9 protein-coding genes are annotated in these 12,161 nt (G+C 64.6%); 2 read left to right on the top strand and 7 right to left on the bottom strand.

Features of this window, described 5'->3' with window-relative positions; all coding sequences use genetic code 11:
* Positions 1 to 35 precede the first annotated feature (35 nt).
* Positions 36 to 1,862 (bottom strand): ABCB family ABC transporter ATP-binding protein/permease, encoded by a 1,827-nt coding sequence (locus BMY53_RS09965; RefSeq protein WP_092946113.1) that lies wholly within the window; start codon positions 1,860 to 1,862, stop codon positions 36 to 38.
* Positions 1,863 to 1,926: 64 nt separating this feature from the next.
* Here BMY53_RS09965 and BMY53_RS09960 point away from each other — a divergent pair, with 64 nt between their 5' ends.
* Complete coding sequence (locus BMY53_RS09960; RefSeq protein WP_092946111.1) at positions 1,927 to 2,355, top strand: acyl-CoA thioesterase; 429 nt, start codon at positions 1,927 to 1,929, stop codon at positions 2,353 to 2,355.
* Positions 2,356 to 2,476: 121 nt separating this feature from the next.
* Positions 2,477 to 3,817: a dicarboxylate/amino acid:cation symporter gene (locus tag BMY53_RS09955; protein ID WP_092946109.1), complete on the top strand. Its 1,341-nt coding sequence runs from the start codon at positions 2,477 to 2,479 to the stop codon at positions 3,815 to 3,817.
* A gap of 131 nt (positions 3,818 to 3,948) precedes the next feature.
* Here the strand turns inward: BMY53_RS09955 and BMY53_RS09950 are convergent, their stop codons facing one another.
* The 6 genes from BMY53_RS09950 to BMY53_RS09925 form a co-directional block, all read right to left on the bottom strand.
* Positions 3,949 to 4,710 (bottom strand): enoyl-CoA hydratase, encoded by a 762-nt coding sequence (locus tag BMY53_RS09950; RefSeq protein WP_092946107.1) that lies wholly within the window; start codon positions 4,708 to 4,710, stop codon positions 3,949 to 3,951.
* A gap of 315 nt (positions 4,711 to 5,025) precedes the next feature.
* Positions 5,026 to 6,240: an acetyl-CoA C-acyltransferase gene (locus tag BMY53_RS09945; protein ID WP_092946105.1), complete on the bottom strand. Its 1,215-nt coding sequence runs from the start codon at positions 6,238 to 6,240 to the stop codon at positions 5,026 to 5,028.
* A 25-nt stretch (positions 6,241 to 6,265) separates the two neighbouring features.
* Positions 6,266 to 8,662: a 3-hydroxyacyl-CoA dehydrogenase/enoyl-CoA hydratase family protein gene (locus BMY53_RS09940; protein WP_092946559.1), complete on the bottom strand. Its 2,397-nt coding sequence runs from the start codon at positions 8,660 to 8,662 to the stop codon at positions 6,266 to 6,268.
* Positions 8,663 to 8,757: 95 nt separating this feature from the next.
* The gene (locus tag BMY53_RS09935; protein ID WP_177200814.1) at positions 8,758 to 9,210 is read right to left on the bottom strand and encodes a DUF2147 domain-containing protein; all 453 of its coding nucleotides are present in this window, start codon (positions 9,208 to 9,210) and stop codon (positions 8,758 to 8,760) included.
* 118 nt (positions 9,211 to 9,328) lie between these two features.
* On the bottom strand, positions 9,329 to 11,119 hold the full coding sequence (locus BMY53_RS09930; protein WP_092946103.1) for an acyl-CoA dehydrogenase C-terminal domain-containing protein: 1,791 nt from the start codon (positions 11,117 to 11,119) through the stop codon (positions 9,329 to 9,331).
* Between the two features lie 61 nt (positions 11,120 to 11,180).
* Positions 11,181 to 11,978 carry a TetR/AcrR family transcriptional regulator gene (locus BMY53_RS09925; protein WP_092946101.1) on the bottom strand — a complete coding sequence of 266 codons (798 nt, stop codon included), beginning with the start codon at positions 11,976 to 11,978 and terminating at the stop codon, positions 11,181 to 11,183.
* Positions 11,979 to 12,161 lie beyond the last annotated feature (183 nt).

Raw genomic sequence — 12,161 nt, 5'->3', positions numbered from 1 at the left:
GGCCAGCACGGCCGTCGCCACCCCGGCGCGCGGTTTCAGGAGGCGGGCGTGTCCTGCTGCATCGACCACATCTGGGCGTATCGCCCTTGCTGGGCAAGCAATTGCGCGTGGGTGCCACGCTCGACGATCTGGCCCTGTTCCATGACCAGAATGTCGTGGGCGTCCACGATGGTGGAGAGGCGGTGGGCAATCACCAGGACCGTCTTGTCCTGCGCGGCGGCTTCCAGCTCGGCCTGGATGGCGCGCTCATTGCGGGAGTCCAACGCGGACGTCGCCTCATCGAAGATGAGGATGGGAGGGTTCTTCAGCAAGGTGCGGGCAATCGCCACCCGCTGCTTCTCCCCGCCCGAAAGTTTCAGGCCCCGCTCGCCCACCATGGTCTGGTAGCCCATGGGAAGGCTGCTGATGAAGGCATGGATGTGGGCGGCCCGCGCGGCAGCCTCCACCTCTGCGGTGCTGGCCTCCGGCCGCCCGTAGGCGATGTTGTAGGCAATGGTGTCGTTGAAGAGCACGGTGTCCTGCGGGACGATGCCAATGGCACGGCGCAGGCTGTGCTGCGTCACCTCGGCCAGGGGCTGGCCGTCGATGGTGATGCGCCCGTGCGCCACGTCATAGAAGCGGTAGAGCAGGCGGGCGAGCGTGCTCTTGCCCGAGCCGCTGGGGCCCACCACCGCCACCTTGCGGCCGGCCGGGATCTCGAAGGACACGCCCTTCAGGATGGGCCGATCCGGCTCATAGGCGAAATGCACGTCCTCGAAGCGCACGGTGGCGCCCTGGACCTGCAGCGGCAGCGCCTGGGGCTGGTCCGCCACCTCGCGCTCCTTGGCCAGCAGCATGAACATCTTGTCCAGGTCGGTCAGGCTCTGCTTGATCTCCCGGTAAATGACGCCAAGGAAGTTCAGCGGGATGTAGAGCTGGATCATGAAGGCATTGATCATGACCAGGTCGCCCAGGCTCATGTGCCCGTCCACCACACCCTGCGTGGCACGCCACAGCATGGCCACCAGCGCCGCCGCGATGATCACCTGCTGGCCGCTGTTGAGCAGCGACAGCGTGGTTTGCGACTTCAGTTGCGCCCGGCGGACCTGCTCCAGGGTCTGGTCGTAGCGCGCCGCCTCGAAGTCCTCATTGTTGAAGTACTTCACCGTCTCATAGTTCAGCAGCGAATCGATGGCTTTGCTGTGGGCCACCGAATCCAGCTCGTTGAGCTTGCGGCGGAACTGGGTGCGCCATTCGGTCAGCACCACGGTGAAGCCGATATAGAAGACCAATGCCGCCCCGGTGATCCAGGCGAACAGGGCGTCGAACTTCACCGCCAGCAGGCTCAGCACCAGCACCACCTCCACCAGCGTGGGCAGGATGCTGTAGAGGGAATAGGAGATCAGCGAATGCACAGCCCGCGTGCCGCGCTCGATGTCCCGGGTCATGCCGCCGGTCTGGCGCTCCAGGTGAAAGCGCAGGCTCAGGTCATGCAGATGGCGGAAGACTTCCAGCGAGATGCTGCGCGAGGCACCTTCGGTGGCCTTGGCGAAGATCAGCTCGCGCGCCTCGGTGAACAGCGAGGTGCACAGGCGCAGCAGGCCGTAGGCCACCAGCAGCCCGACGGGCACCACCATCAGCGCCTGCGCGCTGCCGGGCTGCACGTCCAGGCTGTCCACCAGCTTCTTCAGCAGCACCGGCACGCTCACGTTGGCGAACTTGGCGCCGATCATGAACGCGAGCGCCAGGCCCACCCGCCAGCGATAACGCCAGAAGTACGGCAGCAGCCGGCCAATCGTCCGCCAATCGCCCCTGCGTGGCGAATTGGCATCGCTTGTGGGCGAGGAGGGAACAGGGTTTGACAATGAGGAAGACCTACGCATTGATACGGTCGCTGCTCTGGCGTTTGCTGGATGACAATCACGCACATTCTCACCGCTGCCGACCATGAGCACCTCCACTCCCAAGCAAAACGACCAGCCGCCTGCGGCTGACGCCCTGGGCCCGCGTGAACTGGTCATGCGGGTCATGCCCATGCCGGCGGATGCCAACGGCAATGGGGACATCTTTGGCGGCTGGATCATGGCGCAGGTGGACCTGGCCGGGTCGGTGCTGCCGCTGCGCATCTCGCGCGGGCGGGTGGCCACGGTGGCGGTGAATGAATTCGTCTTCAAGCAGCCGGTCTCGATTGGAGACCTGCTGAGCTTCTATGCCGAGGTCAAGCGAATCGGCCGCACGTCCATCACGGTGCACGTCGAGGTTTTTGCGGAGCGCAACCCGGCCAATCCGCATGTCGTGAAGGTCACAGAGGCCAACCTGACCTACGTGGCGATCGACCGCGAAGGCAAGCCGCGCGCTTTTGCCGAGCAGGCCTGACGCCCGCCAACCGACCTTTTTCGTTTCTGGTTTTATTCTTTGCCGGGGCTCCTTCCCCGGCCCATTCCCCCAGGCGGTGCCGCAGTACAACAACCGCCTTCCTTGCGTGGAGACACAACCGATGCAGCCCACCCTCACCTCACCCGCCGAACCGGCGGCGCCCATTCCGTTCTACAAGCAGCTCTATGTGCAGGTGCTGTTTGCCATCACCATTGGCGTGCTGCTGGGCCACTTCGAGCCGCAATATGCCGTCACGCTGAAGCCGCTGGGTGACGCCTTCATCAAGCTGGTGAAGATGATCATCGCGCCGGTGATCTTCCTGACCATCGTGACCGGCATTGCCAGCATGACCCACCTGAAGACGGTGGGCCGTGTGTTTGGCAAGGCGATGCTGTATTTCCTGTTCTTCTCCACGCTGGCGCTGATCATCGGCATGCTGGTGGCTCACTTCGTGCAGCCGGGTGCCGGCATGAATGTGAACGTGGCCGATCTGGACCAGAAGGAAGTGCGCAGCTACGTCGACAAGTCGCATGACCTGACCTTGACCGGCTTCCTGATGGACATCATCCCCAAGTCGCTGCTGGGTGCGTTGTCTGACGGCAATATCCTGCAGACGCTGTTCGTGGCGGTGTTGTTCGGCGTGGCGCTCTCGCTTTCTGGCGAGCGTGGCAAGCTGGTGCTGAACTTCATGAATTCGCTGACGGCCCCGATCTTCCGCCTGGTGCACATCCTGATGCGCACGGCCCCGATCGGCGCGCTGGGTGCGATGGCCTTCACCATCGGCAAGTACGGCCTGGCCGTGCTGGTCAACCTGGCCTGGCTGGTGGGCAGCTTCTACATCACCTCGCTGCTGTTCGTGCTGGTGGTGCTGGGCATTGTGGCCAAGCTGTGCGGCTTCTCGGTGATCAAGCTGATCCGCTACCTGAAGGCCGAGCTGCTGCTGGTGCTGGGCACCTCCTCCTCGGAGTCGGCCCTGCCCTCGCTGATGGAGAAGATGGAGCATGCGGGCTGCGAAAAGACGGTGGTGGGTCTGGTGGTCCCGACCGGCTACTCGTTCAACCTGGACGGCACCAACATCTACATGACGCTGGCGGCGCTCTTCATCGCGCAGGCCACCAACACCGAACTGACCCTGGGTCACCAGATCACGCTGCTGCTGGTGGCGATGCTGAGCTCCAAGGGCGCTGCGGGTGTGACGGGTGCTGGCTTCATCACCCTGGCGGCGACGCTGTCGGTGGTGCCGGAAGTGCCGGTGGCTGGCATGGCGCTGATTCTGGGCGTGGACCGCTTCATGTCCGAATGCCGTTCGCTGACCAACTTCATCGGCAACGCCGTGGCCACCATCGTGGTCTCGAAGTGGGAAGGCGCGCTCGACCATGACAAGCTGGACCGCGCCCTGAACGAACGGGCCGACACCGATGACCTGCCCATCCGTGCGGAGACGCCGGGCGAGCAAGCCTGACAGGTCTGAGTAGCCCGCGAGCAGCGGGTCCACGGACCCGCCCCCACGAAAAACGGACCCCAAGGGGTCCGTTGTCGTTTCTGGCGCTGGGGAACCGGCGGTGGTGGTGGCCAGCAGTTCCGCGAAGGCGCTCAGAACTTGGAGAAGTCCGGCTGGCGCTTCTGGAAGAAGGCCTGGAAGGCTTCGATGGCTTCGGGGCTGCGCAGACGGGCGCCGAAGATCTCGGCTTCCACCTGGATGGCTTCCAGCAGGGCTTCCTCGGTACCGCGGCGCATCAGCTTCTTGCTTTCGCGCACGGCGGTGGGGGCCAGCTTGTTGAAGCGTTCGGCCACGCGGCGTGCGTGGTTGACCACTTCACCGGCGGGCAGCACGGCGTTGGCGATGCCGTATTCCACTGCCTGTTCGCCGGTGAACGGGTCTCCCAGCAGCAGCTTCTCGGCGGCGCGGCGCTGGCCCATCAGGCGTGGGACGACCAGGCTGGAGCCGAATTCCGGCACCAGGCCGAGGCTCACGAACGGCATGGCCAGGCGGGCGTCGTCCGCGACGTAGACGAAATCGCAGTGCAGCAGCATGGTGGTGCCGATGCCGATGGCGGCGCCGTTCACGGCGGCGATCACTGGCTTATCGCAGCCGATCATGGCGCGCATGAACTGGAACACGGGGGCGTCTTCGTCCCGGGGCGGGCTGCTCATGAAATCTTCGATGTCGTTGCCCGACGTGAAGATGGCGGGCTGCCCCTGGATCAGCACGGCGCGCACCGTGTTGTCCTCATTGGCGGCATTCAGCGTATCCGCCATCTCCTGGTACATGGCGCGGGTCAGCGCGTTCTTCTTCTCCGGCCGTGCGATCTCGATGGTCTGCACGCCGTTGACGATGGCGGTCTTGATGCTCATGGAAGAGTCTCCTGGATAAACCTGCAACCCATCATGCTACCCAAACGACAACGCGACACAGCCCTAAAACCGAGGACCTAGGACCTAGGACCTAGGTCCTAGAGCCCCGTCGCACACCTGAACTGTCGAGCAGGAGGAGGATGGGGCCCTGTTTTCGTAAGTCAAGGAAGGAATGGCCGGCGGAGCCGGACAGGAGGGACATGGAGAAAACAGGGCCCCATCCTTCTCCTGTTGCTCGGTCGTGGCACGGAGGCAGCAGCAGCAGCCAAAGCAAAGCTGCAGCAGCCAGCCACCGCCCCTACGCCACAAACACGATCACAGCCGCTCGATGATGCCTGCGGCGCCTTGCCCGGCCCCCACGCACATTGTGACCATCCCGTACTTCCCACCTGTGCGACGCAGGCCATGGATCACCGACGCCGCGCGGATGGCACCGGTGGCGCCCAGCGGGTGGCCCAGGGCGATTGCGCCGCCGTTGGGGTTCACCTTGCTGCGGTCCAGCACGATGCCCTTGCTGTCCAGGTCGTTCAGCACGGCCAGCGACTGCGCCGCGAACGCCTCATTCAGCTCCACCCAGCCCAGATCCTGGGCCTTGATGCCCGCCAGCTTCAGTGCTGCGGGGATCGCCTCGATCGGGCCGATGCCCATGATCTCGGGCGGCACGCCGCGCACCGCGAACGACACAAAACGTGCCAGCGGCGTCAGGCCGAACTTCTTCACAGCCGCTTCCGACGCCACGATCAGTGCGCCTGCGCCGTCCGAGGTCTGCGAGCTGTTGCCGGCCGTCACGCTGCCCTTGGCCGCGAACACCGGCTTGAGCTTGGCCAGGCCTTCCATCGACGTGTCCTTGCGGGGACCTTCGTCGAATTCCACGGTACGCGACTTCACGATCACGCCGTCGCCGTTCAGGTCCGGCTGGCGGTCCTTCAGCTCGAACGGGGTGATCTCGTCCTTGAAGAAACCGCCCTCGATCGCGGCCAGCGCGCGGCGATGCGATTCGAGCGCGAACTCGTCCTGCGCCTCGCGGCTGACCTTCCACTTGTCGGCCACCTTCTCGGCCGTCAGGCCCATCCCGTAGGCCAGGCCGATGTTTTCATCGCGCTCGAAGATGGCCGGCGGGAAGGAAGGCTTGTTGCCGCCCATCGGCACCATGGACATCGACTCCACGCCACCGGCGATCATCACTTCCGACTCACCCACGCGGATGCGGTCAGCCGCCATGGCCAGGGCGGTGATGCCCGAGGCGCAATAACGGTTCACCGTCACACCGCCCACCGTATTCGGCAGGCCGGACAGCACGGCGGCCACACGGGCGATGTTCATGCCCTGCTCACCTTCCGGGAAGGAGCAGCCGATGATGGCGTCTTCAATGACCGACGGGTCCAGGCCCGGCACCTGGGCCAGCGCCGCCTGGATCACACGGGACAGCATCTCGTCCGGGCGGGTGTTCTTGAAATAGCCCCGGCCCGACTTGCCGATCGGCAGACGGGTGGCGGCGCAGATGTAGGCGTCTTGAACTTGCTTGCTCATGATGTATTCCTTGTAGGCCGCTGGATCAGTTGCGGACCGGCTTGCCGGTTTGCAGCATGCCCATGATCCGTTCTTGAGTCTTCGGATGCTCCAGCAGCGAGCAGAAATGCTTGCGCTCCAGCGACATCAGGTACTCCTCGGTCACCAGCGAACCGGCTTCCACTTCACCGCCGCACACCACATCGGCGATCAGCGACGCCAGGTGGAAATCGTGCTGGCTGATGAAGCCGCCGTCACGCATGTTGGCCAGTTGGGCCTTCACCGTGGCGATGCCGGAACGGCCTGCCACCGGGAACTTGGCCTTCAGCGGCGGACGGTAGCCGGAATCGGCCATCGCCTTGGCCTGGGCAGAGGCCACGAACAGCAGTTCGTCCTTGTTGGGAACGATCACGTCGCTGTCCAGCAGGTAACCCAATTTCTGCGCTTCCAGCGCGGAGGTCGCCACCTTGGCCATCGCGGCGTTGGTGAAGCCGTCCTTCAGGAAGGCGAAGATGTCCGCATTGGCATTGCCAGCGGCCGCCATCTCGGCGGCACGACGGGCGATGTAGGTCAGGCCGCCACCGCCAGGGATCAGGCCCACGCCCACTTCCACCAGGCCGACATACGACTCCATGTGGGCGACACGGCGGGCGCAATGCACCGCCAGCTCGCAGCCACCGCCCAGCGCCAGGCCACGCATGGCGGCCACCACCGGCACGTTGGCGTAGCGCACGCGCAGCATCATGTCCTGCAGCTTCTTCTCTTCCGGTGCGATGCCCTTGGCGCCCTTGGTCATGAAGACCGGCATCAGCGCTTCCAGGTTGGCACCCGCCGAGAACACGTCGTCCGGCGACCAGATCACCAGGCCCTTGTACTTGGCTTCGGCGATCTCGACCGCCTTCAGCAGGCCTTCGGTCACGGTCGGGCTGATCAGGTGCAGCTTGCAGTTGATCGAGGCGATCAGCACTTCACCGTCCAGCGACCAGACGCGGACTTCCTCGTTCTTGAACTCTTCCGTGCCGGCCTTCAGCGGCTCCACGGCGCCCTCGCCCACCAGGGATTCGGGGAATGCCTGGCGCTCATACACCGGCAGCTTGGCGCGCGGCTTGAACTTGCCTTCAGCGGCGCTCCACGAGCCATCCTTGCTGTGCACGCCACCGTTCTCGGCCACCGGGCCTTCGAACACCCAGGCGGGCAGCGCAGCGCTGGACAGGGTCTTGCCGGCATCAATGTCGGCCTTCACCCATTCGGCGACCTGCTTCCAGCCTGCCGCCTGCCACAGCTCGAACGGGCCCTGCTGCGAGCCGAAGCCCCAGCGCATGGCGAAGTCGATCTCACGGGCGGTGTCGGCCACGGTGTCCAGGTGCACGGCCACGTAGTGGAAGCTGTCGCGCAGGATGGACCACAGGAACTGGGCCTGCGGGTTGGTCGATTCACGCAGCAGCTTGATGCGGTCGGCCGCCGGCTTCTTCAGCATGCGGGCCACGATCTCGTCGGCCTTCTTGCCGCCAGCGACATATTCGCCGGTGGCGAAGTCCAGACGCTGGATGTCCTTGCCCACCTTCTTGTAGAAGCCCGCCCCGGCCTTCTGGCCCAGCGCGCCCTTCTCGATCAGGCCGGCCAGCACCTTGGGCGTGGCGTAGGTCGAGAAGAAGGGATCGTCCTTCAGGTTGTCCTGCATCGTCTTGACGACGTGAGCCATGGTGTCCAGGCCCACCACATCCGCCGTGCGGAAGGTGCCGGAGGAAGCGCGGCCCAGCTTCTTGCCGGTCAGGTCGTCCACCACGTCCACGCTCAGGCCGAATTTCTCGGCCTCGATCATCGTGGCCATCATGCCGGCGATGCCGACGCGGTTGGCGACGAAGTTGGGCGTGTCATTGGCGCGCACGACGCCCTTGCCCACGGCGGTGGTGACGAAGCTTTCCAGCTGGTCGATCACTTCCGGACGCGTGGTGGGCGTGTTGATCAGCTCCACCAGGTACATGTAGCGCGGCGGGTTGAAGAAGTGGATGCCGCAGAAACGAGGCTTGATCGACTCCGGCAGCACTTCGCTCAGCTTGGTGATCGACAGGCCCGAGGTGTTGGAGGCCACGATGGCATGCGGCGCCACGAACGGAGCGATCTTGGTGTACAGATCCAGCTTCCAGTCCATGCGTTCGGCAATGGCCTCGATGATGAGGTCGCAGTCCTTCAGCAGCTCCAGGTGCTCTTCATAGTTGGCCTGCTGGATCAGCGCGGCGTTCTCCGCCACGCCCAGCGGCGCCGGCTTGAGCTTCTTGAGCCCGTCCACCGCCTTGGTCACGATCCCGTTCTTGGGGCCTTCCTTGGCCGGCAGGTCGAACAGCACGACCGGGACCTTCACATTGACCAGATGGGCAGCGATCTGCGCACCCATCACGCCGGCGCCGAGCACGGCCACCTTGCGAACTTGGAATCGACTCATGGTTTCTCCAATGAACATCATTCGGATGAAAGAATTTCACGATAGTCGGCACGGGTCATCGTGATGATGACAGCCCTCGTGCCGAGGCAGGCGCCTTAGTCGGCCCGCACCCAGGTCTGGGTACGGCCCAGCAGGGGCATGCCGATGAAGCCGCGCACTTCCAGCTTCTTGCCACCTTCCACCGGGCGCAGGCGAACCTTGTAGACCTTGCCGTTGGACGGATCGAGGATGTCGCCACCGTCCCAGAGCGCGGTATCGCCGTTGCTCTTCTTGACGTTGCGGATGATGGTCATGCCCAGGATGGGCTGGCCCTTGCGATCGTCGCTGCATTCCTCGCACTTGGCGGTCTGCTTGTCCGGATCGGTGATCTTCTCGATCTTGCCCACCAGCACGCCGCCCACCTCGCTGATGCGTACGGTGGAACGCTCCTGCTTGGTCTCGTCGTCGATGGTCTTCCAGACGCCCACGGGCGAGCTGGCCTGGGCCAGGGCCACATTCACGGACATGCTCAGGCCCAGGGCCATGGCGGTCGCGATCAGTGATTTCATCGTGTCTCTCTCCACATTTTTCGCCTCGATGTTGAGCGGACTGCGCTCAGGCGTCAAAACCCCGTCCGGGGCGAGGGGCATCCAGCGGCTGTTGCGCCGGATGCCCCTGACGTCACGCTCAGAACAGCGCTTCGTCCATTTCCATCAGCGGTGCCAGGCCGGAGCGGCAGCTGCGGATCAGACCGGCGGTCTCGGGCAGCAGCTTGGCGAAGTAGAAGCGGGCCGTGATCAGTTTGGCTTTGTAGAACGGATCGCCGCTGTCCTTCTTGTCCAGCGCCAGCTTGGCCATGCGCGCCCACATGTAGGCAAAGCACAGGTGGCCGACCACACGCAGGTAATCCACTGCGGCTGCACCGACTTCGTCGGGGTTCTGGAAGGCCTTCATGCCGATCTCGGTGGTCAGCTTGGTGACCTTGTCGCCAATGTCGGCCAGCGGGTTGATGAACTCCTGCATGGCTTCGCTGGTGCCTTCTTCCTCGACGAATTCGGCAATCTTCTTGCCGAACTTCTTCAAGGTGGCGCCGTTGTTGCCCAGGATCTTGCGGCCCAGCAGGTCCAGCGACTGCACGGTGTTCGTGCCTTCGTAGATCATGTTGATGCGGGCATCGCGCACGTACTGCTCCATGCCCCATTCGTGGATGTAGCCGTGGCCGCCGAAGACCTGCATGCAGTGCGAGGTGGCGATCCAGCCGTTGTCGGTGATGAAGGCCTTGATGATCGGGGTCAGCAGGGCGACTTCCTCTTCGCAGGCCTTGCGCTCGTCAGCGTCATCGCTGGAGAGCGCCTTGTCCAGTTGCAGGGCCACATAGCCAGTCAGCGCACGGCCGCCTTCAGCGAAGGCGCGAGCCGTCAACAGCATCTTGCGCACGTCCGGGTGCACGATGATGGGGTCGGCCGGCTTGTCCGGCGCCTTGGGGCCGGACAGGGCGCGCATCTGGATGCGGTCCTTGGCGTAGGCCACGGCGTTCTGGTAGGCCACTTCGGTCAGGCCCAGGGACTGGTTGCCCACGCCCAGGCGTGCGGCATTCATCATCACGAACATGGCCTGCAGGCCCTTGTTGGGCTGGCCCACCAGGGTGCCGACGGCGCCGTCCAGCACCATCTGTGCGGTGGCGTTGCCGTGGATGCCCATCTTGTGCTCAAGGCCGCCGCAGTAGATGGCATTGCGCTCACCCAGCGAACCGTCGGCATTCACCTTGATCTTCGGCACCACGAAGAGCGAGATGCCCTTGGAGCCGGCCGGTGCATCCGGCAGACGGGCCAGCACCAGGTGAATGATGTTCTCGGCCATGTCGTGCTCACCGGCGGAGATGAAGATCTTCTGGCCGGTGATCTTGTAGCTGCCGTCGGCTTGCGGTTCGGCCTTGGAGCGCAGCAGGCCCAGGTCGGTGCCGCAGTGCGGCTCGGTCAGGCACATGGTGCCGGTCCAGACACCTGCCGTCAGCTTGGGCAGATAGGTCTGCTTCTGCTCCGGCGTGCCGTGCGCATGCAGGGCCTCATAGGCGCCGTGGCTCAGGCCCGGGTACATGGTCCAGGCCTGGTTGGCCGAGTTGAGCATTTCGTAGAAGGCGTTGTTGATCACCACCGGCAGGCCTTGGCCGCCGTATTCCGGATCGCACGACAGGGCCGGCCAGCCGCCTTCCACGTACTGGGCATAGGCTTCCTTGAAACCCTTGGGCGCCTTCACTTCGTGCGTGGTCTTGTCCAGCACGCAGCCTTCGGCGTCGCCCGACAGGTTCAGCGGCGCCAGGACTTCCGCCGCGAACTTGCCACCCTCTTCCAGCACCGCATTGATGGTGTCCTCATCCACCTCGGCATGGGCCGGCAGCAGCTTGAGCTCGTCGGCGGCGTTCAGCAGCTCGTGCAGCACGAACTGCATGTCGCGCAGGGGCGGGTTGTACTGGGGCATGAGGGACTCCTGTTGTCGGGGTTATATAAGTGGAAGGCGCAGCGGGTCTGCCGCTCGGTGATCAGGCCCGCCGACGCGCGGTGGGCGCTTCGGCGGTGGCTTGTGAGGCCTGGGAGGCTTTGGTTGACTGCTGTGCTGGCTGAGCCGGCAGCAACGGCGGTGCAGACTGTCGCGCCAGCGCATCGGCCTCGCGGCCGGCAGCGGTGGCGAAGCTGTCAACAATACGGGCCAGGCCCACGCCGGCCCGTGCCAGCGCGCCGGGGCTGCGCAGGAAGCGCGCATCGTGGTGCAGCGAGAGGATCAGGCCGTGCATCTCAAAGAGGATCTGGTCGGCGTCCGCATCGGGCGCCAGGTGGCCGGCGTCCTGCGCCAGCTGAATGGCCTTGCGCAACGCGCCATGCCAAGCCTTGACCATGCTCACCAGGGCATCCCGCACGGGGCCCGGGCGGTCATCGAATTCCACGGCGCCGCTGATGTAGATGCAGCCGGAATCCACTTCAATGGACACACGGTGCACCCAGCGCTCGAACAGGGCCCGCAGGCGCGGCAAACCACGCGGCTCGCGGATCGCGGTGAAGAAGACTTCTTCCTCGAACTTGGCGTGATATTCACGCACCACCGCAATCTGCAGTTCTTCCCGCGAGCCGAAGTGGGCGAAAACGCCCGACTTGCTCATCTTGGTGACGTCCGCCAGAGCGCCAATGGACAGCCCCTCCAGGCCCATGTGCGAGGCCAGGCCCAGCGCCGCGTCCAGGATGGCGGCGCGGGTCTGCTGGCCTTTTTGCAGCGAGCGTGCACCACGACGGAGCGTGGCGGTGCCGACGGCTGGCTTCGGACGGGTGAGGGGAGAAGGGGACACGGCTGCCCAAATAATAAAACGAACGGTCGTTCTATTTTGCAGACTTCCGGGCCACCTGCGCAATCCTTAGCCACCCTTTTTTAGTGGTGCGGGCCTAAAAAGCGGCCCGTGGATTGCCGGGAGGGCGCATCCGGATGTCCCCCGACTGGCGGGTGGGCGACACATTCGTCAGCACTGTTCCCA

The organism is Roseateles sp. YR242 (assembly GCF_900109745.1).
Classification (GTDB): domain Bacteria; phylum Pseudomonadota; class Gammaproteobacteria; order Burkholderiales; family Burkholderiaceae_C; genus Roseateles.
Note: the sequence above shows the minus strand (reverse complement) of the source record. Positions and strands in the feature narration are given on the sequence as shown.